General features: G+C 62.6%; 20 protein-coding genes. 12 read left to right on the top strand and 8 right to left on the bottom strand.

Going from position 1 to position 24,355, the window contains the following annotated elements; all coding sequences use genetic code 11:
- Window positions 1-26: 26 nt before the first annotated feature.
- Together K426_RS07130 and K426_RS07125 are read right to left on the bottom strand one after the other, a co-directional pair.
- The gene (locus tag K426_RS07130; RefSeq protein WP_066561460.1) at window positions 27-725 is read right to left on the bottom strand and encodes a TetR/AcrR family transcriptional regulator; all 699 of its coding nucleotides are present in this window, start codon (window positions 723-725) and stop codon (window positions 27-29) included.
- A gap of 102 nt (window positions 726-827) precedes the next feature.
- Window positions 828-2,447, bottom strand: a complete 1,620-nt coding sequence (locus K426_RS07125; protein ID WP_237229974.1) for a Na+/H+ antiporter — start codon at window positions 2,445-2,447, stop codon at window positions 828-830.
- Window positions 2,448-2,721: 274 nt separating this feature from the next.
- Between K426_RS07125 and K426_RS07120 the strand changes: the two genes are divergently transcribed.
- Window positions 2,722-5,502 (top strand): TonB-dependent receptor, encoded by a 2,781-nt coding sequence (locus tag K426_RS07120; protein ID WP_066555508.1) that lies wholly within the window; start codon window positions 2,722-2,724, stop codon window positions 5,500-5,502.
- Window positions 5,503-5,680: 178 nt separating this feature from the next.
- On the opposite strand, the gene K426_RS07115 is transcribed toward K426_RS07120, so the two are convergent.
- A complete protein-coding gene (locus K426_RS07115; protein WP_066555507.1) occupies window positions 5,681-6,703 on the bottom strand; it encodes a LacI family DNA-binding transcriptional regulator in 1,023 nt (340 codons plus the stop codon).
- 148 nt (window positions 6,704-6,851) lie between these two features.
- On the opposite strand from K426_RS07115, the gene K426_RS07110 reads away from it, so the two are divergent.
- From K426_RS07110 to K426_RS07075, 8 genes are all read left to right on the top strand, one after another.
- Window positions 6,852-8,684, top strand: coding sequence for an alpha-amylase family glycosyl hydrolase (locus K426_RS07110; protein ID WP_066555505.1), 1,833 nt, complete (start codon window positions 6,852-6,854; stop codon window positions 8,682-8,684).
- Complete coding sequence (locus K426_RS07105; protein WP_066555504.1) at window positions 8,681-10,270, top strand: alpha-glucosidase family protein; 1,590 nt, start codon at window positions 8,681-8,683, stop codon at window positions 10,268-10,270. The genes K426_RS07110 and K426_RS07105 overlap by 4 nt, the downstream gene beginning before the upstream one ends.
- A gap of 11 nt (window positions 10,271-10,281) precedes the next feature.
- Entirely contained in the window at window positions 10,282-12,339 is a 2,058-nt protein-coding gene (locus K426_RS07100) for a glycoside hydrolase family 97 protein (protein ID WP_066555501.1), read from the top strand.
- Between the two features lie 149 nt (window positions 12,340-12,488).
- Entirely contained in the window at window positions 12,489-13,994 is a 1,506-nt protein-coding gene (locus tag K426_RS07095; protein WP_066555499.1) for an MFS transporter, read from the top strand.
- A 65-nt stretch (window positions 13,995-14,059) separates the two neighbouring features.
- Window positions 14,060-15,256, top strand: a complete 1,197-nt coding sequence (locus K426_RS07090) for a hypothetical protein (protein ID WP_066555496.1) — start codon at window positions 14,060-14,062, stop codon at window positions 15,254-15,256.
- Window positions 15,256-16,044, top strand: coding sequence for a glycosyltransferase (locus tag K426_RS07085; RefSeq protein WP_066555492.1), 789 nt, complete (start codon window positions 15,256-15,258; stop codon window positions 16,042-16,044). The genes K426_RS07090 and K426_RS07085 overlap by 1 nt, the downstream gene beginning before the upstream one ends.
- Window positions 16,041-17,342, top strand: coding sequence for a lipopolysaccharide biosynthesis protein (locus tag K426_RS07080; protein ID WP_066555490.1), 1,302 nt, complete (start codon window positions 16,041-16,043; stop codon window positions 17,340-17,342). Before K426_RS07085 ends, K426_RS07080 begins: the two co-directional genes overlap by 4 nt.
- A complete protein-coding gene (locus K426_RS07075; protein ID WP_066555489.1) occupies window positions 17,339-18,406 on the top strand; it encodes a glycosyltransferase in 1,068 nt (355 codons plus the stop codon). The genes K426_RS07080 and K426_RS07075 overlap by 4 nt, the downstream gene beginning before the upstream one ends.
- Here K426_RS07075 and K426_RS07070 read toward each other — a convergent pair.
- Complete coding sequence (locus K426_RS07070; RefSeq protein ID WP_066555488.1) at window positions 18,378-19,271, bottom strand: glucosamine inositolphosphorylceramide transferase family protein; 894 nt, start codon at window positions 19,269-19,271, stop codon at window positions 18,378-18,380. The genes K426_RS07075 and K426_RS07070 overlap by 29 nt on opposite strands.
- A gap of 358 nt (window positions 19,272-19,629) precedes the next feature.
- Here K426_RS07070 and K426_RS07065 point away from each other — a divergent pair, with 358 nt between their 5' ends.
- The gene (locus tag K426_RS07065) at window positions 19,630-20,442 is read left to right on the top strand and encodes an IS5 family transposase (protein WP_066561413.1); all 813 of its coding nucleotides are present in this window, start codon (window positions 19,630-19,632) and stop codon (window positions 20,440-20,442) included.
- Window positions 20,443-20,664: 222 nt separating this feature from the next.
- Here K426_RS07065 and K426_RS07060 read toward each other — a convergent pair whose 3' ends face one another.
- Both K426_RS07060 and K426_RS07055 read right to left on the bottom strand, forming a co-directional pair.
- Window positions 20,665-21,276, bottom strand: coding sequence for a response regulator transcription factor (locus K426_RS07060; protein ID WP_066555486.1), 612 nt, complete (start codon window positions 21,274-21,276; stop codon window positions 20,665-20,667).
- 83 nt (window positions 21,277-21,359) lie between these two features.
- Window positions 21,360-21,899, bottom strand: coding sequence for a PilZ domain-containing protein (locus K426_RS07055; protein WP_237229973.1), 540 nt, complete (start codon window positions 21,897-21,899; stop codon window positions 21,360-21,362).
- Window positions 21,900-22,169: 270 nt separating this feature from the next.
- On the opposite strand from K426_RS07055, the gene K426_RS07050 reads away from it, so the two are divergent.
- Entirely contained in the window at window positions 22,170-22,586 is a 417-nt protein-coding gene (locus K426_RS07050) for a BLUF domain-containing protein (RefSeq protein WP_066555481.1), read from the top strand.
- A gap of 142 nt (window positions 22,587-22,728) precedes the next feature.
- Here K426_RS07050 and K426_RS31210 read toward each other — a convergent pair whose 3' ends face one another.
- A complete protein-coding gene (locus tag K426_RS31210; protein ID WP_140404481.1) occupies window positions 22,729-22,878 on the bottom strand; it encodes a lmo0937 family membrane protein in 150 nt (49 codons plus the stop codon).
- Between the two features lie 129 nt (window positions 22,879-23,007).
- Window positions 23,008-23,619 (bottom strand): hypothetical protein, encoded by a 612-nt coding sequence (locus tag K426_RS07045; protein ID WP_066555480.1) that lies wholly within the window; start codon window positions 23,617-23,619, stop codon window positions 23,008-23,010.
- A gap of 295 nt (window positions 23,620-23,914) precedes the next feature.
- Here K426_RS07045 and K426_RS07040 point away from each other — a divergent pair, with 295 nt between their 5' ends.
- Window positions 23,915-24,349 carry a MarR family winged helix-turn-helix transcriptional regulator gene (locus tag K426_RS07040; protein WP_066555479.1) on the top strand — a complete coding sequence of 145 codons (435 nt, stop codon included), beginning with the start codon at window positions 23,915-23,917 and terminating at the stop codon, window positions 24,347-24,349.
- The last annotated feature ends 6 nt before the right edge of the window (window positions 24,350-24,355 follow it).

Raw genomic sequence — 24,355 nt, 5'->3', positions numbered from 1 at the left:
CGGGCTGAGCTTGGGAGATGCCTTTTCTAGCTTGATCCGGCGAACCAATCTTCCACCGAAGCGGGTACGCCCTCTCCTTCCCCCGAGGGAGCAAGCAGATTGGCGCGCGCCGTCATCATCACGTCACGCACATGTTGCGCCAGCGGCACCGATCGATCCTCCAGCGCGCCATGGTCCCAGCGGACCAGCACGCATTGCAGCATCATGTTGCACAACAGGATGCGGTTGCGGGCAATGTCGGGATGCACATGCCCGGCCAGCGCCGTCAGATGCCCCATCAGACGCAGCAGGTTCGGCGCCCTGTCGCGGGTCTGGGCAAACAACGCCGGAGTGAGCGACCAATATTGCGTCGCATAGTGCAGCATGAAGGCGGCATAGGGATGACGCCCGCGATCATCGATCAGGCGCAACTGCGGCAGGAACAATATGCCGAGCAGCGCCAGCGGATCGTCGATCCTGCCCTGTCCCTCCAGCCTGTCCAGCATCTCGCCGCGCGTGCCGTCCATCTGTTCGGCCCGGGCGGCGAAGATGGCGGCGAGCAGCCCGTCCTTCGATCCGAAATAATAGGTCACGGCATTGGTGTCGCCGCATTGGGCGGCAGCGGCGATTTCGCGCATCGAGACGGCGTCGATGCCGCGCTCCGCGAACAGCGCTTCGGCCGCCTGGATCAGCCGTGAAGCGGCGGGGACGGAGTGACGTTTACGGGGAGTGGGTCGGTTCGTCATGAGCGCGCGAAGCATAGAGCGAAGTGGAGGCAAAAACAGCGCCTGACATAAATATCGCGCCGACCCAGAGGACGACCTAAACCAACGCAGAAAGTTCGAGCATCAGGCCTTGGCTGACAGGGCGCTCAATTCCTCCAGATCGAGATCGCGTTCCAGTTCCTGAAGCGTATGTTCGTCAATCTCTCCCGTGCGGTGAAGGCGCAGCAACTCCGCCCGCCCGGCGGCGATGGCTTTCAGCACCAGGTCGAAATGGGCGTGGAGCCTGTCCGAAAACTCCTCCTCCTGCCCCGCATAGCTGACCGAGAGTTCGGCGTGACGCTGATAGCGTTCGAGCAGACGCGGGTGGAGCAGCGTACCTTCCGCATCATAGGCGTGGACTTCGACGATGCGGACCTGCGCCTGGGCCATAGCGGCTTCGGCCTCGCTCATGGTCATGCGCGGGCGATCGCTTTCCGATTCGGGCAGCTTCACCATGCGGATCACCGCGCCCAATGTCGTGCCTTGCAGCAGGACAGTGCCGATGATGACGGCGAAGGCCGTGGTCAGGATGAAGTCGCGGCCGGGAAAACCCTCCGGCACGCTGAGCGCCACCGCCAGCGTCACCACGCCGCGCATCCCGGCCCAGCCCAGCACCGTGGCCGAACGCGGACCGAGCGGTTTGTAGCCGCATATGCCCATCGCCCTCAGCCCAGCGATCACGGCATCCGAACCGAATACCCAGACGAACCGCGCAACGATGAGCGTGGCGAGGATCGCGAGGATGGGCAGCGTCATTTCGTCCAGCACCACGCCCAAGCCGCCCACACGCTCGATCACGCCGCGCAGCGACGATCCGATGAGGAGGAACACGAACGCCTCCATCAGGAAGATCATCACCGCCCAAAAGGCCGTGCCGTTCATCCGCACCATCGCGGGGAAGACGACATGCTGATACCAGCCGCAGATGAGGCCGGTCGTGACCGTCGCAATCACGCCGGAAACATGGACGGATTCGGCCAGGAGATAGGATGCCCAAGGCGCCAGCAGCGATGAGGCGATCATCAGATATTTGTCGTCCAGCCGCTTGACCGTCAGCACCCAGAGCGCGCCGATGACGGCACCGATCAATGCGCCGCCCGCCGCCAGCATGACGAAGCTTTGCAGCGCATCGACCATACTGAACGCGCCGGTCACGCCCGCCGTTATGGCGAAGCGGAAGAGGACAAGGCCGCTGGCGTCGTTGAACAGGCTCTCCCCTTCCAGCAGGATCGACAGACGGCGCGGCAGATGGACCCGCTGCAACACCGCGCGGGCCGACACGGCGTCGGGCGGCGAGACGATGGCGCCGAGCGCCGCGCAGGCTGCCCAGGGAAGGCCGGGCACCAGCCAGTGCGCCACCGCCGCGACGACCGCCGTGGTGAAGATCACCGCGCCCACGGCCAGCGCGACAATGCCGAACATATGCCTTTGAAGGTGCCGTAGCGCGATGAACCGGGCGCCGTCCATCAGCAGCGGCGGCAGGAAGATCACCAGCACCAGTTGCGGGTCGAGCGAGATCACCGGCAGGCCGGGCAGGAAGGCGAACAGCGCGCCCCCCGCCAGCAGGGCGACCGCAGGCGGCAGGCCCAGCTTGTTCGCGGCATAATGCAGGACGATGATCGCCAGCAGCATGACGATCACCAATTCGAACAACTGCATTGGGTGCATAAGGCCTTCCCCCGCCGGTTCCGTGTCGTGGCCCATATGACATGAAAATCCTTTCGGCCGACGACGAAAATGCCAGCCACGCCGACAGTTTCAAGAGGGCGGCCTTGACCCTACGGAATTCCCCGAAAATCATGTCGAAAACAGGGACGTCGACCGTCGACTACCGATGCGGATTTCATGATTACCAAATATTTTCAATAGGATAATTTGTTCCACTGAATACGTATGTGGGATTCTGTGCAGACCATGGGCCGGGCGGCTATCGATGCGGCGAGAAACACAAGCAATACGTCTTGGGGAGGGTCCACATATGCACAAATTCCATCATTCCATCCTGCGGGCCACCCTTCTGGCTGGCGCTTCGCTGTCGGTCGCGGCGGTTGCCTCCGCGCAGACCACGGCTGAAACCGCCGCGCCGGCCGAGCCGCAGGGGGATGCGATCGTCGTCACCGGCATCCGCGCCTCGCTGGCCTCCGCCGCGAAGATGAAGCGGGATTCGGTGCTGATCGTGGATTCGATCTCCGCCGAAGACGTCGGCAAGCTGCCGGACGTATCGATAGCGGACTCGCTGGCGCGCCTGCCCGGCGTGACGGCCCAGAGGCTGGAGGGTCGCGACCAGAGGCTCTCGATCCGCGGGCTTGGCCCCGACTTCTCGACCACGCTGCTCAACGGGCGCGAGCAGGTGACGGTGGGCGACAATCGCGGCGTCGAATATGACCAATATCCGTCCGAATTCTTCCAGAACGTCAATGTCTACAAGAGCGCCGACGCGGCGCTGATCGCGGCGGGCATTTCGGGTACGGTCGACCTGCGCATGCTGCGCCCGCTGGACAAGAAGGACCGGGTCGTCGCCCTGTCGCTGCGCGGTCAGATGAACGGGATGGACAAGCTCAATCCCGACGGCAAGCGCTACGGCTATCGCGCCTCAGCCACCTATATCGACCAGTTTGCGGACGACACGTTGGGCCTGTCGCTGGGCTTTTCCGCCTCGCAGACGCCTTCGCAGGATGAACGGTTCAATGCCTGGGGCTATCCGACCGATGCCAGCGGCAACCTCATCATCGGCGGCGCCAAGCCCTATGTGCAGTCGAACCTGTTGAAGCGCTATGGCGCGGTCGGCACGCTGGAATGGCAACCGAGCGACAATTTCCATTCGACCTTCGACGTGCTGGCTTCCCATTTCGAGGAGGAGCAGCGGCTGCGCGGCATCGAGTTCCCGCTGGTCTGGGGCAGCAATGTCGGCGTCAGCGACGAGACGGTCGAAAACGGTTTCGTTACTGGCGCCACCTTCAGCAATGTCTATGGTGTGCAGCGCAACGACTATAACAAGCGCAAGGCGGATACGATCTCGCTGGGCTGGAACAATGATATCCGCCTCAACAACACGCTGAAGCTCAATGTCGATGCAAGCTGGTCGCGGGCCAAGCGTACCGACTTCCTGCTGGAGACTTATTCGGGCACCGGCTATCTGCGTTCGGGTGTGCCGGATACTGTCCGGGTCGAGCGACAGTCGAACGGTCTGTTCCGGATTATGCCGACGCTGGACTATACCGATACCAACATCATCAGCCTGACCGATCCCAATGGCTGGGGCTACAACGGCACGACGGCGGTGGTACAGGCGGGCTTCCTCAACCGGCCCAAATTCATCGACGACATGAAGTCGTTCCGCGCGAACCTGGTCGGGGACATTTCAGGCAGCATCTTTTCCAAGTGGGAAGTCGGCGGCAACTATAGCCGCCGCAAGAAGACCAGCGCCTATACGTCCTATTTCCTTTGCCCGCCGGGCGGCACGAACTGCACCGTCTCCGGCGGGACGCCGGGATCGGTGGCCGTGCCGAGCGAAGCGCTGCTGGGATCGAACGTCTCGCTCGACTATCTCGGCGTGCCTGCGATGCTGACGCTGAACCCGCTCTATCTGTACGACAATGTGCTGGATGCGGTGTATGACAACCGCCCCGGCTCGCTGGTCCGCGACAATGTGGTGAAGGAAGACGTGTTCACCGGCTATGCGAAGCTCAGCATGGACGGGGAACTGGGCGGCAAGCCGCTGAAGGGCGCGATCGGCGTGCAGGTGATCCATTCGCGGCAGGCATCAACCGGCACGATTTCCAACTTCGCCAACGGCGTCGTGACCGTACTGCCGGTGTCGGGCAAGGACAGCTACACCAACGTCCTGCCGAGCGCGCAGATTTCCGTCGAGCTGGAGCCGAGCTTCTTCGTCAAGCTGGGCGCGGCGCAGACCATGGTGCGTCCGCGTCTGGACCAGGAACGCGTCAATCAGGAATTCAGCGTCGACCTGTCGAAGGTCGGCCTGGGATCGGACCCTCAATATAGCCCGTTCAGCTCGAACGGCGGCAACATCATGCTGCGGCCCTATCAGTCGACCAATATCGATCTGTCGCTGGAGAAATATTTCCGGGGCGGCGGCTATGTGTCGGTGTCGGGTTACTTCAAGAACCTGACCGACTTCGTCGATCCGAACAACAATATCGCCTATGACTTCTCGGGCGCGCTTTCGACGCTGCCGCCTGCGGCTCAGGCCATCGTGCAGCAGCAGGGCAGCACTATCGGCTTGCTCAAGGCGCCCGCCAACACCGGCAAGGGCACGATCATGGGCGTCGAGGCGACCGCGTCGCTGCCCTTCAAGCTGTTCAGCCCGGCGCTCGACGGCTTCGGCATCTTCGCCAGCGGTTCCTATACGCATAGCGAGGTCGAATATGGCAGCAATCCGACCGAAAGCGTTACCTTGCCCGGCCTGTCGAAATGGGTCGCCAGCGGCACCGCCTATTTCGAGAAGAACGGTTTTCAGGCGCGGGTGAGCTATCGCTATCGTTCCTCCTTCCTGGGCGAAGTGGCGGGGCTGTCTGCGGCGCCGACCTTCCGCACAGCCAAGGCGGAAGGGATTCTCGATGCGCAGATCGGCTATGAGTTCCAGTCGGGGCCGCTTCAGGGACTATCGATCCTGTTGCAGGGCAAGAACCTGACCGATCAGCCCTTTGTCACCTATCAGAATGACGACCCCCGGCAGGTGATCGACTATCAGCGCTATGGCCGGGACTATTATCTGGGCCTAACGTACAAGTTCTAAAGTCCCCGATCTGCCTGACTGCACGCAGGCAGTTCTCCCCCGGACCGCCGCCCCTTTCAGGGGTGGCGGTCCTCCCTTTTTGTACCTGCAAAAATGATGTGCTCCTGCGAAGGCAGGAGCCCAGTTCAAACGGCGGGACTGGGCTCCTGCCTTCGCAGGAGCACGTTAACTACGCAAACTATGCCGTCATGCGCGTGACCAGCCTTGGCACGAGCAACGTAGGCTCCAGCGGCTTGCGGTCGATCTGCCCGATAAGCGCATCCACAAGCACCTCGCCCGCGTGCAGATAGTCCTGTGCGATGGTCGTCAGCGGCGGTCTTGTGAGGCTGGCGGCGGGGATGTCGTCGAAGCCGATCAGCGCGACATCCTGCGGCACGCTCATGCCCGCTTCGTCCAGCGCCCGCATCGCGCCGATGGCGATCAGGTCCGAACCCGCGAAGATCGCGTCGAAGGAAAGGCCACGTGCGATCAGGCGCCTGGCGGCCTCATACCCCGACTGCTCGGTCGAGAGCGCATCGACATGCAGGCCAAGGTCGACCGGCAAGGCCGCCTCTCGCATCACCTCCGTGAGGCCAGCATAGCGGTCGCGAAATTCGGGATAGCGGCTCGACGCATCGCCCAGAAAGGCGATGTTCCGGCGTCCCCGTTCGATCAGGTGGCGCCCCGCGTCGCGCCCGCCCTGCCGGTTGTCGCAGCCGATGGTCATGCCCAGCGCATTGGGGTCGACCGATCCCCAGCGCACGAAATGCGTGCCCTGCGCCACCAGTTGCTCCAGCCGGGCGCGGTAGGTTTCATAATCGCCATAGCCGAGCAGGATGATCCCGTCGGCCTTGCGGCTGTCCTCATAATCGACATGCCAGTCGGTCGAAAGTTGCTGGAAGGAGGTCAGCAGGTCATAGCCACGCTTGGCGCAGGTTTGCAGGATCGGTCCCAGCATCGAGAGGAAGAAGGGGTTGATATAGCTTTCGTCGGGCAACAGATCCTCGAAAAACAGCAGCGCCAGCGTGTTGCTCTTGCCCCGGCGCAGCGAGGACGCGTTCTTGTCCACGGTATAGTTGAGCTGCCGGGCGATGGCCTCTATCCGCTTGCGGGTGCCTTCGCTGACGGTGCGGTCGCCGCGCAAAGCCCTGGACACGGTCGGCTGGGAAACCCCTGCGAGCGTGGCGATGTCGAAGGACGTTGGTTTTTCGTTGACGGCCATCGCCTTATCTTACGCCTGCCCTTCGTCATTGGAAAGACAGCCGCTCTGAATACGTATGTCGGCTGCTTGGCCCGGTGGGTGCGAACCGACTAAGACCCCTATGAAAGCCGCTGCAATCAAGCCAGAAGCGGTAGGGGAGGCACGTTCCATGCGCGGAAGGAAAGCATCGCTGTTTGCCGCGCTGGCCGCTTTGGCTGCCCCTGCCTCATTGCTCGCCGCCGAGCCATCCGATTTCCAGGCGCGGCTGCCGGAGGATGAGGTCATCTATTTCCTCCTGCCCGACCGCTTCGACAATGGCGACAAGTCCAACGACAAGGGAGGCATGAAGGGGGACCGGCTGGTCACCGGCTATGATCCCACCTCCAAGGGCTTTTATCATGGCGGCGACCTGAAAGGGCTGATCCGCCGCCTCGACTATATTCAGGGGCTAGGCGCCACCGCCATCTGGGTCGGACCGATCTTCCGCAACAAGCCGGTGCAGGGGCCGAAGGGTCAGGAAAGCGCGGGCTATCATGGCTATTGGATCACCGACTTCACCCATGTCGACCCGCATTTCGGCACCGACGCCGATTTCGCCGCTCTGGTAGAAGCCGCGCATCGCCGGGGGATGAAGGTCTATATGGACATCATTGCCAACCACACGGCTGATGTGATCCAGTATCGGGAGTGCGCGGGCAAGCCCTGCCCCTATCGTTCGCGCGCCGATTATCCCTATCAGCGGCAGGGTGGTGTCGGGGGGAAAGCGATCAATGCCGGTTTCGCGGGCGATCAGGACCATGGCGAAGCGAATTTCGCGAAGCTGACCGATCCATCCTACGCCTATACGCCCACTATCCCCAGGGGCGAGGAGCGGATGAAAGTTCCGGCTTGGCTCAACGATCCGCTTCATTATCATAATCGCGGGGAAACGACCTATTCGGGCGAGAGCGCGACCATGGGGGACTTTGCCGGGCTGGACGATCTGATGACCGAGAACCCCCGCGTGATTGCGGGCATGATCGAGATTTTCGGCGGCTGGATCGACCGCTTCGGCATAGACGGCTTCCGGGTGGACACGGCCAAGCATGTCGATCCGCATTTCTGGCAGATGTTCGTTCCCGCCATGCAGGCCCGCGCCAGGGCGAAAGGCATCCCCAATTTCCATATTTTCGGGGAGGTCTATGTCGAGACGGTCGATGCGGGGCCGCTCGCCTGGCATACCAAGGAAGGCGGCTTTCCGGCAGTGCTGGACTTCGCTTTCCGGCAGGCGGCGCTGGAGACGGTCGCGGGCAGCGGCGCGACCGCGACATGGGAGCGGATGCTGGCGGGCGATGCGCTTTATCGCGATGGCGAGGCAACGGCGCGGACCTTGCCGACCTTCGTCAGCAACCATGATGCGGGGCGTTTTTCGACTTTCGTGCGGCGCGCCTTTCCGCAGGCGAGCGAGGATGAAGTGCTGCGCCGGGTGATGCTGGCCAACGCCATGCTGCTGACGATGCGCGGCGTGCCGACCATCTATTATGGCGACGAGCAGGGTTTTGTGGGCGACGGCGGCGATCAGGACGCTCGGGAGGATATGTTCGGCAGCCAAGTCGCGAACTATAATGACAATCGCCTGATCGGCACCGATGCCACCATGGCGACGCCGCGCTTCGACATTGGCCATCCGCTCTATCGGGAGATCGCCGTGCTCGCCCGCCTGCGTACCGCCCACCCGGCCTTGCGGCGCGGTAAGGAGGTCATCCGGGCGCGGGGCGACCAGCCGGGCCTTTTCGCGCTGTCCCGCTTCGATCCCGAGAGCGGCGCGGAAACGCTGATCGCCTTCAACACATCGACCGCGCCGATCAAGGCGCAGGTCGAGGTCGATGTCCGTTCCGACCGTTTCGCTACTTTGGCCGGAACCGAATGCGCCGCCAGCGCCTCCGCCCCCGGCAGCATCGCCGTCTCCCTTCCCCCTCTCAGCTACAGCATCTGCGTTGCCCGGAGTGCCTCTCCCCAATGACCGACCAAAACCTCCCCTGGTGGCGCGGCGCCGCCATCTACCAGATCTATCCGCGCAGCTTTGCCGATTCCAATGGCGACGGCATTGGCGACCTCAAGGGCATCACCGCCCATCTGCCCTATGTGGCGTCGCTGGGCGTGGACGCGATCTGGCTGTCCCCCTTCTTCAAGAGCCCGATGCGCGATTTCGGCTATGACGTGTCGGATTATTGCGATGTCGATCCGATCTTCGGCACGCTGGCGGATTTCGACGCGCTGGTGGCGCGGGCGCATGAACTCGGCCTGCGCATCATCGTCGATCAGGTCTGGGCGCATACATCCGAAGAGCATGACTGGTTCATCGAGAGCCGCTCCAGCCGCGACAATCCCAAGGCTGACTGGTATGTCTGGGCCGATCCCAAGCCGGACGGATCGCCACCCAACAACTGGCAGTCGGTGTTCGGCGGCCCGGCCTGGACCTGGGATGCGCGGCGCGGCCAATATTATATGCACCAGTTCCTGGCGCAGCAGCCGCAATTGCACCTGCATCATCCCGAAGTGCAGGACAGCGTGTTCAACATCATCCGTTTCTGGCTGGACCGGGGCGTGGATGGCTTCCGCATCGACGCGATCAACCATTCGATGCACGATCCGAAACTGCGCGACAATCCACCCGCCCCCGATAATGGCAAGATACGCACGCGTCCCTTCGACTTCCAGATCAAGAAGTACAGCCAGAGCCATCCCAATATTCCGCTGTTTCTGGAAAAGGTTCGTCAAGTCTTCGACGAATATGCGGACCGTTTCACCGTGGCCGAAGTCGGCGGCGATGACAGCGATATAGAGATGAAGACCTTCACGCAGGGCGATGGCAGGCTGAATACGGCCTATGGTTTCGACTTCCTCTATGCGCCGGAGCTGACCGCCGAATTCCTCAGGACGGCGCTCGTCAAATGGCCGGCTGAAACCCACAGCGGCTGGCCGAGCTGGGCGTTCGAAAATCATGACGCGCCGCGTGCCGTGTCGCGCTGGGCCAAGGGGGTGGAGCCGGACGCCTATTGCCGGATGAAGATGCTGCTGCTCGCCTGCCTGCGCGGCAATATCTTCCTTTATTATGGCGAGGAATTGGGGCTGCCGCAGGTCGACATCGCTTTCGAGGATTTGCAGGATCCTGAAGCCATCGCCAACTGGCCGCTGACTCTCTCCCGCGACGGTGCGCGCACGCCGATGCCTTGGCAGGCGGATGCGAAATATCTGGGCTTTTCCGACGCCAAGCCCTGGCTTCCGGTCGGGGAAGCCCATCGGGCGCTGGCCGTCGATGTGCAGGAAGCGCAGCCGGATTCCCTGCTGCACTGGACGCGGCGGGTTCTTGCCCTGCGCAACGGATCGCTGGCCTTGCGTATCGGGACCATCGATTTCCTCGACGCGTCTGATGAACTGCTGGCGTTCGAGCGTGCTCATGAGGGCAAACGGATGCTTTGCGTCTTCAACCTTGGCGACAAGCCCGTGACATGGACGCCGCAGGGACATTGGCAGGTGCTGCTGTCCACCGGCGGGATCGAAGCATGGCATTTCCCCCCAGCCTCCGGTCTTGTCGCGCACGCCTAAAAGGAATTCTCATGAACAAACTGACCGCGCTCGCGCTGCCCCTTTTTGCGCTCTCGCTCGCCCCGGCCATCGCCCGTGCTGATGTGGTAGCCAAGGCCGCCTCCCCCGATGGCCGCATCACGCTGACCGTCAGCCTCGATAATGAAGGCCGCCCCAGCTACGCCGTGCAGCGCGATGGGAAGGCGCTGATCGCGGACAGCCGCCTCGGTTTCCTGTTCACCGACGCGCCGAAGATCGAGCGCAACCTGACGCTGGCCGACAGCAAGACGGGCAAGAACGACACGACATGGACCCAACCCTGGGGCGAATGGTCCAGTATCCGCGACCATCACAATGAAATCCGCCTCTCCTTCCGCGAGAAGAGCGATCTTCAGCGCGAGATGGATGTGACCTTCCGCCTGTTCGACGATGGCGTGGCCTTCCGCTACACGCTGCCGGATCAGCTCCATCTGCATCACGCCAATATCGCGGAGGAACTGACACAGTTTGCCTTCGCGGAGGGCGGCACCGCCTGGTGGAAGCCCGCCTTCGAGTGGAACCGGGAGGAATATCTCTATAACAGGACGCCGCTCGACGCGGTCGGCACCGCGCAGACGGTGATGACGGTGAAGCTCGCCAGCGGCACCCATGTCGCACTGCATGAGGCGGCTCTGGTCGACTATGCCGGGATGAACCTCGCCCGTGCGCAGGGCAACACTTTCCGCGCTACGCTGACGCCCGGCTCCGGCGCTCCCAAGGTGTCACGCGACGCCGGTTTCTCGACGCCATGGCGCACCATCGCCATCGCGGACGATGCGGCGGGGCTTTACATGAACCACATGATCCTGAACCTCAACGAACCCAATAAGCTGGGCGACGTGTCGGGCTGGATCAAGCCGGGCAAGTTCGTCGGCGTGTGGTGGAACATGATCAAAGGCGACTGGAGCTGGGCGCGGGGGCCGAAACATGGCGCGGCCACGGCCAATGTCCGCCGTTACATCGACTTCGCAGCTGCCAGCGGCATCCCCGCCGTGCTGGTCGAGGGATGGAATATCGGCTGGGACGGCAACTGGTTCGGCAATGGCAAGGATATGAACTTCTCCCAGCCAACCGAGGATTTCGACGCCGATGGGCTGGCCGCTTATGCTAAGTCGAAGAGTGTTACCTTGATCGGCCATCATGAGACGGGCGGCTCCGCCAGCCATTATGACGGCCAATTGGACAGCGCGTTTGCGTGGGCAGCCAAGCATGGCGAACAGGTGGTGAAGACCGGCTATGTCACCGATGCCGGGCAGATCGAGCGGATCGATCCCGACGGCTCCCAGCATCGCGAATGGCATGAGGGTCAGTGGATGGTGAACCACTATCTCCGCGTCGTGCAGACTGCCGCCAAGTACAAGGTCAGCATCGACAGCCATGAGCCAGTGAAGGATACGGGCCTGCGCCGCACCTACCCCAATTGGGTGACGCGTGAAGGCGGGCGCGGCATGGAATATAATGCCTGGATCGGCGGCAAGAACCCACCCGAGCATGAAGCGAACCTCGTCTTCACCCAGTTGCTGGGCGGGCCGATGGACTTCACGCCGGGCGTACTCAGCCTCTCCGGTTCCGAGGGGAGCGCGATCCAGTCGACGGTTGCGAAGCAATTGGCACTCTATGTGGTGCTCTATTCGCCCTTCGTAATGGCGGCCGATACGCCGGAGAACTACGCCAAATATCCCGGCCCCTTCCAGTTCATCAAGGATGTGCCGACCGACTGGTCCGATACCCGCGTGCTGAATGGCGAGGTGGGCGATTATGTCACCATCGCGCGCAAGGCCAAGGGCAGCAATGACTGGTATCTGGGCGCGATCGGGGATGAGGAAGCGCGGTCAAGTCAGGTGAAGCTCGACTTTCTGGATGCCGGGCGGTCTTATGTGGCGGAGATTTATCGGGACGGGCCGGGGGCGGACTATCGCACCGAGGCGCGCCATGCCATCGTGATCGAGAAGAAGGCTGTGAAGAAGGGCGACGTGCTGAGCATCGATCTGGCGCCGGGGGGCGGTCAGGCGATCCGCTTCGTGGCGAGCGGTGGGAAGGGCAAACGGTAAATTCTGGACGCGCCGTGTTCCTGCGTAGGCATTCGAACGAGACGAGTGGCTCGTGAGAACCCAGTTCAGACGGCAGAGCTGGGCTCCTGCCTTCGCAGGAGCACGGAGTTCTTCAAGGAAAGCTAGCTGCGTAAACAGGCTGAGGATGTATGGATCAAACTAATAACAGCCCGCCTCCCCTTAGCCGCCCCCGCCAAGGCTTCTGGGGCCTGTGGAACATCAGCTTCGGCTTTTTCGGCATCCAGATCGGCTTTGCCCTGCAAAACGCCAATATGAGCCGCATCTTCCAGTCGCTGGGCGAGAGTCTGGACGATCTGGCGCTGCTGTGGATCGCGGCGCCGCTGACCGGGCTGCTCGTCCAGCCGATCATCGGCCATTATAGCGACAGGACATGGTGCCGCTTCGGGCGGCGGCGGCCTTATTTCTTCGCGGGTGCGCTGTTCGCGGCGCTGGCGCTGTTCGGCATGCCCAATGCGCCGAGCCTGCTGGCCGCCGCGATGATGCTTTGGGTGCTGGACGCCTCGCTCAACGTTTCGATGGAGCCGTTCCGCGCCTTTGTCGGGGACATGCTGGCGAAGGAGCAGCATATGGCAGGCTATGCGCTCCAGACCGCCTTCATCGGTGCGGGGGCGGTCATCGGCTCGTCCACGCCATGGCTGCTGGACCGGCTGGGCGTCGCCAATGTCGCGGTCGGTTCGGGCATTCCCGATACGGTCAGGATCAGCTTTTATATCGGCGGCGCGGCACTGTTTCTCGCCGTGCTGTGGACCGTTCTAACAACCCGCGAATATTCGCCCGAACAGATGGCCCGCTTCGAGCCAATAGAAGAAGAATCAGGAGCGGTCACTGCGCCGCCCATTCCCGCAGGCGGCCCGCTCTGGATCTTCGCCGGACTGGCGGTCATCGCGTTCGTCCGTCTCTGGGCGCTGGAGAAGGAACTCTATCTGCTCGGCGGCCTGCTCGCCACCTATGGCGCGGCGCGGATGGCGGCGCGCTGGCTGCAAAGGCAAGGCCGCAGCGATAATCTGCTCACCCATGTCGTCGGCAATTTCGCGGCCATGCCCGACATGATGAAGCGCCTCGCGCTCGTCCAGTTCTTCACCTGGTCGGCGCTGTTCATCATGTGGATATACACCACGCCGGTCGTCGCCCAATATGTCTTCGGCTCCGCAGATCCGGCGAGCGCAGCCTATAATGAAGGCGGAAACTGGGTCGGCATCCTCTTCGCCACCTATAATGGCGTCGCCGCCTTCGCCGCGCCCTTCCTGCTCCAACCGCTCGCCCGCCGCATCGGCCAGGCGCAGACCCATGCGATCGCTCTGATGCTCGGCGCGCTGGGCTTCCTCTCCTTCCTGTTCCTGCGTGATGCGCAAGCCTTGCTGCTGTCGGAAGTCGCCATCGGCATCGCCTGGGCCTCCACCCTCGCCATGCCCTATGCGATGCTCGCCTCCAGCGTGCCGCAGGCGAAGCTCGGCATCTATATGGGCCTGTTCAACGCCTTCGTGGTGATCCCGCAACTGCTGGTCGCGACCGTCATGGGCACGATCATGCGGCATTTCTTCCCGACCGAGCCGATCTGGACCATGGCTTTCGCTGCCGGCGTGATGATGCTCGCCTCCGTCGCAACGTTGCGGTGCCGCGACGCAGCCGCCTGACAAAAAAATTTCGCGCACGACAAATTGCAACTGCGGTGGTGGCCGGGGCGTGGCGTCGTCGTCCCATGCGCATTGGATTTCTGTTCAACCACGACCAGATTCATCAGGTCGCCCATAGCTTGCCGATCGCCATGGCTCTGGCGAGCGGCGGCTTTCCCGGCGAGATCATCGTCGCCACCACCAACGACCGGCTGGCGGCGGAGGTGCAGCGGCTGGCCGGACCGATGCTGGGTTCGTCGATCCAGCATGTCCGGCTGTCCCTGACGCCCCGTTCGGAACGCATTGCGGGGCTGCTGGGCAAGCTGCTCCCTGCGGCCAAGCTGCTCTTCTATCGCGACAATCTGGATTTTTTCCGCAGCCTCGACATGCTGATCGTCGCGGAAAAGACCTCGCTGCTGCTCAAGACGCGCTATGGCCTCGACAATCTCTTCATGGTGCACACCCGCCACGGCGCCGGGGACCGGGCCATCGGCTTCGACAAGGCCAGCGCCGGTTTCGACCATGTCCTCTGTTCCGGCGAGAAGATCCGCCGCCGCCTGATTGCCGAAGCGGGGGTCGATCCTCAAGCGATCAGCATCGTCGGCTATCCCAAGTTCGACATGGTCCGTCAGGCCGGACGCAGCCAAAGCTTCTTCCGCGAACGGCCGATCACCCTCTACAACCCGCATTGCTCGCCGCATCTGTCCTCATGGTACAGCCATGGCCGACAGGTGCTGGACCATTTTCTGCGGCATGACGAGCAGGAACTGATCTTCGCCCCCCATGTCATGCTGTTCGAGCGGCCCTTCATCGTCACCATCGACAAGCTGACGGTCAACCGGGCGGGCATGATCGACAAGCGCTATCTGCACGGCGACAATATCCATATCGACCTTGGCAGCCGCGCCTCAACCGACATGAGCTATACCTTGCTGGCCGACCTCTATCTGGGGGACGCCAGCAGCCAGGTCTATGAATTCCTCCTGCGGCCCCGGCCCTGCATCTTCCTCAACAGCCACGGCATCGACTGGCAGGGCGATCCCAATTTCGCGCACTGGCAGGCGGGAGAAGTGATTTCCAGCCCGCACGAACTCGGCCCGGCGCTGGATCGAGCGAAGGCGCTGCACGAAAGCCATTACCGCCCGATCCAGGAAAGATTGTTCGCGGAGAGCTTCGACCTGGACGGCCGCCCCTCGTCGGAGCGCGCCGCGGCGGTGATCGCTGAACTCGCCCATCGTCGGCGCGACAAGGTGATCCCCCTGTCATCGGTCCGAGCCGCCTGATGCCGCTGCTCACCATCATCCTGCCCTTCTTCAATGAAGAAGGGTGGATCGGCACCACCATCGACAGTCTGGCCGCGCAAAGCGACCAGCGCTTCCGCCTGCTGCTGATCGACAATGGATCGACCGACAGCGGGACGGCGGAGGCCGCCATCCACGCCGCGCCATTGGGCCAGCGCGCCACCATCCTCCCCTGCCCGACGCCGGGCAAGATCCACGCCATGGCCATGGGGCTAAGCTGGGTCGACACGCCGCTGGTCGCCATCTGCGATGCCGACACCCACTATCCCCCAGATTATGTGAAGCGCGTCATCGCCCTGTTCGACAGCGACCCAAGGGCCGCCGCCGTCATGGCCATCGATCTCTACGCCCCCCAGGACACGGCGGACTCGCAGCAACGCATCGCCTTCATCCTGCGCAAGAGCCGCCGCTTCGCCGCCAAATGCCATGCGGGCGGCTATGCCCAGGCCTTCCGCGCCAGCGCCCTGCGCGCAGCGGGCGGGTTCGATGCGACACGCTGGCCCTATGTGCTGGAGGATCATGAGATCGTCCATCGCGTGATGGCGCATGGCCGGACCGTCTATCATCCCGGCCATGTCTGCTTTCCCTCCGACCGGCGCGCCTCGCGCAAGGCCGTCAGTTGGACGCGGGGCGAGCGGCTGCTCTACCGCTATGCCCCACGCGCCGCGATGAACTGGTATTTCTACCGTTTCCTTGGGCGCCGCCTGGCTGCCCGCAACAGCTTGGGCATTGCCTTGCGCCGGAAAGACTGGTCTTCCACTATCGCATGACGGAACGGGCCGGAATCACAGGGCGAATCTTCAAGGGGCTGGGACTGGTGCTGGGCGGAAAGGCCGGCGCCGGGCTGATCAGCCTTGTCTACCTCATCATCGCGGCACGGGCATTGGGGCCGCGCGATTATGGCATATTGGTGCTGGTCCATGGCTATGTGACGGCGGTGGTCGGCATCGTTGAATTTCCCGCCTGGCAGGCGATCGTCCGCTATGGCGCGGAGGCGAGTGCCGAGGATGCGCCGCATCGGCTGGCCCGGCTGCTGCGCTTCGGCACGACGGTCGAACTGCTGGGCGGAGCGGCAGCGATCGTCGCGGCCATGGCGCTGGCGCCACTGGTCGGGCCACATCTGGGCTGGCCGCCGGAAACCGTCGCTTTCGCCATTCCATACAGCTTCGCGGTACTGGGATCGGTGCGATCGGCTCCGGCGGGTTATCTGCAATTGATTGGCCGTTTCGACCTGATCGGCCTGCACAATATGGTGCAGCCGCTGGTGCGCCTGATCGGCGCGACATTGGCCTGGCTGCTGGGCTGGGGGTTGAAGGGTTTTCTCTGCGCATGGCTCGCCGCCGCGCTGGCGGAATTCGCCGTGCTCTGGGGCATGGGCCTCATCTGCGCCCTCAACAGGCTCGGCACGATCCTGCGCCACCCCGAACGCGGCAGCGCAGTGCAGGACAATCCGGGCATCTGGCGCTTCCTGGTGGCGAGCAACGCCGATGTCACCTTGAGCGAACTGGCGGGCCGGATCGCACCGCTGATCGTCGGCTGGGTGCTGGGACCAGCCATGGCGGGCCTGTTCGCGGTCGCCCAACGCGCCACCGTCATCATCGCCCAGCCCGCGCAGATATTGGGTAACACCGCCTATGCCGAACTCGCCCGCATGGTCGCCGCCGGACAAGGCGGCGCGCCGCTGCGCCGGACATTGCGCCGGGTGATCGGCATCGCGCTCGCCGCAGCCGCGCCCGTGGTGGTCATCGCCGCGATCTTTCCCACACCCATCGTCACGCTGCTGGCCGGCCCCGCGTTCAAGGCGGCAGGCAGCGTCATGGTCGTGCTGATCGCGGCGCGGATGATCGCGGTGATCGGGCCGCCGTGCAGTTCCGCCCTCTCCGCCATGGGCTTCCCCGCGCTGTCGATGAGCGCCAATCTCTTCGCCAGCCTGATCTTCCTGCCGCTGCTGCCGCCGCTGCTCCACCATATGGGCCTGATGGGCGCGGGGGTGCAGGCCGTGGGACAGGCGCTGCTGGCCAGCGCGTTGCTGGCTGGCCTGGTCTGGCGCAGGAGCCTCGCCCATTGAGGATCGCCTATGTCATCAACTCGGTCGAGGGCGGCGGCGCGGCGCAGCCGGTGCCGGCCATCACCCGCGTCCTGCGCGATGCGGGCGCGGAAGTGCGCGTCTTCGCCCTAACCCCCCGTGACCGGCGGGGTCTGTCCGCCATGGTGGAGGCCGGGCTTGACCCGGTCGTGCGCGAGGGCGGGCTGACCGATCATCTGGCCGCCGCCTTATGGCTGCGGCGGCAGTTGCTGGACTGGCGCGCCACCCATATCTGGACCTCGCTCAGCCGGGCGACGATATTGGGCCTGATCCTTGGCCCGATGCTGGGCCTGCCGGTGGTGAGCTGGCAGCACGCGGCGTTTCTGAAGCCCTGGAACCGGCGGCTGATGCGCCTGCTCGCATCCCGCGCCTTGTTCTGGATCGGGGATTCGCAATCCGTCACGGCGTTGACGGCGGAGCGGCTGGGTGTGCCGCAGGACCGGCTGCTCTGCTGGCCGATCTTCGCCGCCGATCCCGCCATGCCGCAGGCGCGCGCCTGGCAGCCCGGCGAGCCGGTCCGCATCGGCACGCTAGGCCGCCTCCATCCGGTCAAGGGCTATGACGTGCTGATCGCCGCGCTCGCCCGGTTGAAGGGCGCAAGCTTCACCCTTTCCATCGCGGGCGACGGCGCGGAGCGGGAGCGGCTCGAAAGCCTTGCGCGGGAGGCGGGCGTGGAGGTGCTATTCACCGGCTATATCGACGATCCCCGCGCGTTCCTGTCGGGCCTGCACCTCTATGTCCAACCCTCGCGCTCCGAAGGCTTCTGCATCGCCGCGCATGAGGCGCTGACGGCGGGCCTGCCGGTCGTCGCTTCGGCGGTGGGTGAACTGCCCTTCTCGATCCGGCAGGGCGTCACCGGCCTCACCGTGCCCCCCGGCGATCCGGATGGGCTGGCTCAGGCTCTAGGAACGATGCTGACCGATCCCGCTCGGCTGCACATCATGGGCGAGGCGGCCCGCCGGGACATGCTTGACCGCTTCTCGCAGGATCGCTTCGCTACCACCGGCGCGGCAATCCTTAACCATATCCGCCAAGCCCGCGCCTGACATCCAGCATCAGCCCGCGCAGCGACCGATCGACCCGCTTCACATCGAACAAGGTCATGTCGCCACAGGCGGTCAGCGTGTGCATCCCGTCCCGATAGACCCCCGCTGAATCCGGCAACGCCAGGGCATCCCCTGCCTCAGCCATAAAGGTCGCCTCATCCAGCCGATCGATCCACAGCGGCCGGATCGCCCCGCCATAGGTGTCCGCGCAATCCTGCACCGGCAGCATGATCCGCCCATCGATCACCATCGGCGTGCCGCCGGGCCGGGCCGAACGCCGGTCGATCCGCACCGGATTGCCATGATGCGCCGTCCATGGCCCGCACAGCCGGTCGGCCCAAGCGACATGCAGATGCGCGATCTTCGTCCGCTTGTCCGTGGCGGGCGAATAGAAGAGCCACCAGCGTCCCTCATGCCGCAGGATGCTGGCATCGACCGGCACGCAATCCAGCGCGATCCGGCATTCCGCCCGCCAGTCGACAAGCCCGCCATGATCGCGATAGAGCGTCAGCGCGCCCGACCGATGCGCCTCCGGCAGCATCCATATCGCCCCTTCCCCGGCAAAGACCTGCGGATAGGAAAGATGCCACGGCTCGACCAGGCAGGGGCGGCGGTCGAGCAGCCGCATCGCCTCATCGAACAGCAACCGCTCGATCGTCCCATGGCGGGTGCGATAATCATAATGTTCGGCAAAAATATGCAGCCGCCCATCCTCGCCCTGCCAGCCGAAAGGGTCCGCCAGGAACTGGAAATCCGGCTCCTCCCCGATCCAGCTCACCGGCCCGCCGATGCCGCCCGCCGCGATGACCGCCGCGACCGGCTGCTTGACGAGGCCGCATCGCCATATATCCTTTCGCCTTGGCATGGGTGCAGGCACTCGCACGCTCTCCCGACGAAAGACAAGAGATTCCTGTCGCGGGGGTTTGGGGCTGGCGAAAAAACGGTGAAGATTTAACAAGGCACGGCGCACCGACCCATTATCGATGGCGCGGGGAGCATGCGTTCAGCATAAGCGATCTACCCTACCCTTATTCTCAGAAGCAGCTATGGCCTGCTGTATCTTCTTATATCGGTCTATTATTTTTTCGCATTCCTCCTTCGATTTGAAATATTCACCATAATCATCGTCATATAAGAGGCTGTGTCAGAACGGTCTCGTAATGGTGGACGATCGGGTTTCGATATGATTCCGAGGGGTTGCGACACCAACCTTGGAAGCCATCATGTGGAACCCGACCGCCCGCGTGCATCATAGCCGCGCACAGCTTCGCTATGGAAGCGATCTTACCGACGCGGAATGGCATTTGATCGAGCCATATTTGCCTGCGCCGTGCCAGCGCGGACGACGGCGATGCTGGCCGATGCGCGAGATCGTCGAAGCCATTTTCTATCTGCTGCGGACAGGATGTCCCTGGCGGCTTTTGCCCGACAGCTTTCCACCATGGCGCACGGTCTACCGGTGGTTCTGCACCTTGCGTGACGATGGGGTATTCGAAAGCCTCAATCATCATCTCGTGCAGATCGATCGCATCCGGACAGGGCGAGAACCAGCACCATCGGCCGCAGTCATCGACAGCCAGAGCGTGAAGACCTCCGAAGCAGGCGGACCTCGCGGTTACGACGCAGGCAAGAAGACCATGGGACGCAAGCGCCATGCAATGGTCGATACCGATGGTCGCGCCCTTATGATGCTGGTCCATCCTGCCGATGTGCAGGACCGCGACGGCGCGGTGCCCTTGCTCCAGCAGTCTCGCCAGCGGCATCCCTTCGTCGAGCGCACCTATGCCGACAGCGCCTACAACAGCGATCGCGTCCGGGACGCCACCTCCATTACGATCGAAATCGTCCGCAAATTCGCCGATCAGACCGGCTTTGTCGTCCATCCCAGACGATGGGTCGTCGAACGCACCTTCGCATGGATGAACCGCAATCGTCGCCTCGCCAAAGACTTCGAGCGGACTATCAAATCCGCAACCGCGCTTCTCTATGCCGCCGCTGCCATCGTCCTCATCCGACGCATCGCTCGTTACGCATGAGATTCAAGACAGGCTCTAATGCAATATCTTTATCTGGTTTTTTCGATGTTAACCATGGCCTGAATATAGGCGATGTTTCATTGTCAGATGAATCTCTGAGGTCCGTCCACTTTTTTCTGACAATTCCGAACCCAAATGATGGGCCAGGAACATCATATTTTGTCATTACCAATCCAATTTATATTGAATGATGGTAGACCGAAAATTCACATTATCTTACGATCACGGTAAAGTTGAATCAGAAAGATCGAGGATTATTTCCGAGAACCTCTTTACGCCGAATTTTTTCATGATGCTGGCGCGATGCATTTCGACCGTTCTGACGCTGATTTGGAGCGCATCGGCCACGTCCCTATTGCTGCTGCTGGAACCAAGCGCCCGCACGATGTCCAATTCCCTTTTCGTCAGGCTCTCCAGATGAGCCGCGGCACTTTCCCTCCGTCGCTGGATTTCGGCGCGCCGCTCCAACATCGGCCGGACCTCGGCAAGCATCTTGAAAAGCAGGCTGTCGGCAAAGGGCTTTTCCAGAAAATCCGCCGCTCCCCGCTTGATGGCGTCCACCGCCGTCGGAATGTCGGGTGACTCCGTCATCACGATCAGGGGCATGTCCAGCCGCCGGGACAGAAGCTCCTCCTGAACGGCCCCGCCATCCATATCCGCAAGGTGCAATTCCACAAGGGCAATGCCGGGGGCCAGGAAATCAAGCGCTTCGATAAAGTCGGCGCCGCAGGAAAAGGGCATGGGCTCAAACCCCTCCGGCCGCAAAACGCGCACCAGATATTGGCGCGTCTTGCTGTCGTGGTCCACGATATAGACTGGACATCCAGGGTTCATAGCCAATTGCCTAAACCATCATCTTCCCGCCAACGCGCGAAGCTCTCTATGGTTTCGGCTCCGATCCTTTCTTTTTATCAGCGTCAGTTCGTCGCCATGCGGCGAGGTTCGAAGAATATCCCGATCATCCCGCCGCTCGACCATTGCACCCGCCCCATGCGTACATCCAGGCCCCGGGTCTTCACAAGCAATCGCGTTCCCTCGCTCACGCCCCCCACTTCGACCATCATCCCTTCAACCGACAGATTGCGGATCGTCCCGATCAATACGGGCGTCGACGTTACCAAGGTTGCCGAAAAATTCACCGTCAAACGCTGACTGCGAGGTTCATATTTCTGTGATGCGATGTTCGCATCAGGCTCCTCGCCGGGAACCCAGGGCAATGTCTCCTCAAGCAGAAGACCGCATCTGGAACCATTGATCCAACGAACCTCGGCCGTACGAAAGCTGGTCTCGTCGAAACTCACATGAACCTGCTGATGCAAGCCCAGCGACAAGGCGCATCGTCCGCTCAATCCGGCGTGCGACACATTCTCGACGGAAAGGTTGGCTTCCTCCACAACGGGATAGAGCAGCGCCGTCTTGAATACGGTTTGTCGCGGATGACGGCGTTTCTCCATCATCGCGCTCTCCTTATTGGACGATTGTTCTATTTCTTTGGCCATATAGGTTCCCGCAGATTCGAGAATCCGATAAAAGCAGCGCCTTACCCACGCGTGTTCATGCGCCAGGTAGTTCTACGGTAATCCCTGGAAGGCCGGCATTAACCTTCATCCCTTTAGACTGTTGGGCGCCGTACTCTCCGAGGCAGGCCCATGAAACAGGCGAGGCGCAATCCAGTCCCACCATGCGCCTCGCCTTTACTTTTCTCAGGCAAATGGCATCATCAGCACATGCTTGCACGATGGTCCTATATCAGCTCCAGCAAGTTGGACACGATCGACGCCGAAGAACGCATTCGGGAAATCGTCCATGTCTCGGTCCCGCGCAATCGTTCGCTGAATGTGACGGGCACCCTCCTGTTCTCTGGCCGCCGCTTCGCGCAATATCTGGAAGGTGCGCCAGCCGCGATCGAAGAACTCAAGGCGAGCATCCTGCGAGACTCGCGACACAGCGACGTCAGGACGATCGCATCGGGAAAAACGCCCCATCGTCACTTCGTCACCTGGTCGCTCGCTTATGCCGGCCCCTCCCATTTCGTCGCGGATATAGTGGAACGGTCCCTGAATGACGCCCTGGAAAAGGGCGATGAAGGGATCGAAGCGCTCATTCAGATGATGTCGGAATTCTCGATCCGCGGCCGTAGCTGACAGCGGTCACAAAGCTCTACCTATCCGTCAGGCTGATATAGGGTCCGTCCACCTCACGATCGTCACCTTCCCAGACGTCCCTGAAACTTACCGATCCGGATCAATTTCAACGATGCTGGTCACGAATATTGATCCAAATTGGTCATGGGACACGGCGGCCAGTGACAAGCTGATAGACAAGGACGATCAGCGCCAGCACCAGCAGCAGGTGGATAAGTCCTCCGCCCACCGGCACGATAAATGCGCCAAGTGCCCAAAGAACAAGGATGATGATAAGGATCGTCCACAACATGGTCGTCTCGCCTCTGAATGATCGTATCAGCGCAATCGCTTCACGATATAATAGTTCCGGTCCCGCGCCTGCAGTCTTACACGCAGGAAGACAGGACGGCATCGATGCCGAGACCGTCCTGTCCTGCGATCATCGCTGCGTGACGGTCGTCGTGGTCTTTTCGACAACGGAAGCGCGGACCGGGCTCGTCGACTTGCGCACGACCTTGCGCTTGACCGGAGCGGCCTTGCGCACGGTGACGGGCGCGGTCTTGACGGTTTCGGTCGTCACCGTGGTGGTTGCGGGCGCCGGGATAGCGGCGGCGCGAGCGGCCCGCGCATCGGCCGCAGCGGAAGCCGCTGCGCGTTCGGCGGCGTCGGCCCGCGCATTCGCGGCGGCGGCATCCTGCTGCGCGGCCGTGGCCGTTGCCGCGTGCATATGCGCGTCGGCATCGGTGCGCGCCTGGCTTTCACCGATCGCCGTGTCCGCGAATTGCTGCGCGTCGACGGCGGCGCGGATGGCGGCCTGCTCCTTGCCGCTCTTGAGCTGTTCCTGCGCAAGCCGCAACGATGCCTGCGCTTTGGCCAGCACGGCCGGATCGAAGTCGCCGGCCTTCAGCTTGGCGGCGGCATCGATTTTCCCTTGAGCTTGCGCGATCGCGGCAAGAGCGCGCTCCTCATCTCCGGCAAGCGCGGGAGCGGTCGCCAGGAACAAGGCCGATGCAGCAGCGAAAGCGCGCATGGAAAGGCTGATCTCACGCAGATACTCTCCTCTATTTGTTTTCGGACCTCTAAAACGAACCAGTCTGCAACTGTGTTCCGTTTAGCTGTCGAGATGCCATGACATGCGCTGTTCAGTGTCAGCATGCCTCGCCCGCCGGACGAATATTCCCCTTATTCAGGCTAAAGCTGCGCTTCACCTTCCTTGTAAAATCGGCGATGCCAGAAGCTCGGGAACGCCATGTCCGCCGAAAAGATCCCGCCCTTTCGGTTCTATGACATGGAGATATGGTCGGCGCTATGATAGGCGCAGTTCTCTCAATTGTGATCGCATGCCCATGACCGAACCTACCCAGTCCCAAGTCGACCAGTTAACGCAGGCGTTCGGCACATTCACGCGGCGCTTCAAGGTCGCGGAGGCGGCGGCAGCGGCAGAGAATGCGCTCAATCCGCTCGATGCGCAGACGCTGATCTATGTCCGGGACCATCCCGGCTGCGGCCTGAGCGATGTCGCGCGTTATCTCAACGTGGCGATCACGACCATGTCGTCGGCTACCACCCGATTGGTCCGCAAGGCGTTGATCGAACGCCGCCGTCCCGCTGACGATCGCCGCTCAGTCGCCCTCAGCGCGACCGAGAAGGGCGGGAATGTGGTCGACGATCATATCGCGGCCTATCGGGAAACTTCTCGCTGGATGCTCCGGGCATTGGACAGGGAGGAACGGGAGCAATTGATCCGCCTGACGGGAAAAATTGCGTCGAGCGAACCTTGAATACTA

The organism is Sphingobium sp. TKS (assembly GCF_001563265.1).
Classification (GTDB): domain Bacteria; phylum Pseudomonadota; class Alphaproteobacteria; order Sphingomonadales; family Sphingomonadaceae; genus Sphingobium.
This window is presented reverse-complemented; position numbering and strand designations above follow the sequence as displayed.

What these genes read in the sequence shown, in the direction of transcription:
- K426_RS07085 (WP_066555492.1), top strand. Translation starts at nt 15,256, where the DNA reads ATGCCGCTGCTCACCATCATCCTGCCCTTCTTCAATGAAGAAGGGTGG.
- K426_RS07130 (WP_066561460.1), bottom strand. Translation starts at nt 725, where the DNA reads ATGACGAACCGACCCACTCCCCGTAAACGTCACTCCGTCCCCGCCGCT.
- K426_RS07055 (WP_237229973.1), bottom strand. Translation starts at nt 21,899, where the DNA reads ATGATGGAGAAACGCCGTCATCCGCGACAAACCGTATTCAAGACGGCG.
- K426_RS07110 (WP_066555505.1), top strand. Translation starts at nt 6,852, where the DNA reads ATGCGCGGAAGGAAAGCATCGCTGTTTGCCGCGCTGGCCGCTTTGGCT.
- K426_RS07105 (WP_066555504.1), top strand. Translation starts at nt 8,681, where the DNA reads ATGACCGACCAAAACCTCCCCTGGTGGCGCGGCGCCGCCATCTACCAG.
- K426_RS07080 (WP_066555490.1), top strand. Translation starts at nt 16,041, where the DNA reads ATGACGGAACGGGCCGGAATCACAGGGCGAATCTTCAAGGGGCTGGGA.
- K426_RS07070 (WP_066555488.1), bottom strand. Translation starts at nt 19,271, where the DNA reads ATGCCAAGGCGAAAGGATATATGGCGATGCGGCCTCGTCAAGCAGCCG.
- K426_RS07090 (WP_066555496.1), top strand. Translation starts at nt 14,060, where the DNA reads ATGCGCATTGGATTTCTGTTCAACCACGACCAGATTCATCAGGTCGCC.
- K426_RS07040 (WP_066555479.1), top strand. Translation starts at nt 23,915, where the DNA reads ATGACCGAACCTACCCAGTCCCAAGTCGACCAGTTAACGCAGGCGTTC.
- K426_RS07065 (WP_066561413.1), top strand. Translation starts at nt 19,630, where the DNA reads ATGTGGAACCCGACCGCCCGCGTGCATCATAGCCGCGCACAGCTTCGC.
- K426_RS31210 (WP_140404481.1), bottom strand. Translation starts at nt 22,878, where the DNA reads ATGTTGTGGACGATCCTTATCATCATCCTTGTTCTTTGGGCACTTGGC.
- K426_RS07060 (WP_066555486.1), bottom strand. Translation starts at nt 21,276, where the DNA reads ATGAACCCTGGATGTCCAGTCTATATCGTGGACCACGACAGCAAGACG.
- K426_RS07125 (WP_237229974.1), bottom strand. Translation starts at nt 2,447, where the DNA reads ATGGGCCACGACACGGAACCGGCGGGGGAAGGCCTTATGCACCCAATG.
- K426_RS07120 (WP_066555508.1), top strand. Translation starts at nt 2,722, where the DNA reads ATGCACAAATTCCATCATTCCATCCTGCGGGCCACCCTTCTGGCTGGC.
- K426_RS07115 (WP_066555507.1), bottom strand. Translation starts at nt 6,703, where the DNA reads ATGGCCGTCAACGAAAAACCAACGTCCTTCGACATCGCCACGCTCGCA.
- K426_RS07050 (WP_066555481.1), top strand. Translation starts at nt 22,170, where the DNA reads ATGCTTGCACGATGGTCCTATATCAGCTCCAGCAAGTTGGACACGATC.
- K426_RS07100 (WP_066555501.1), top strand. Translation starts at nt 10,282, where the DNA reads ATGAACAAACTGACCGCGCTCGCGCTGCCCCTTTTTGCGCTCTCGCTC.
- K426_RS07095 (WP_066555499.1), top strand. Translation starts at nt 12,489, where the DNA reads ATGGATCAAACTAATAACAGCCCGCCTCCCCTTAGCCGCCCCCGCCAA.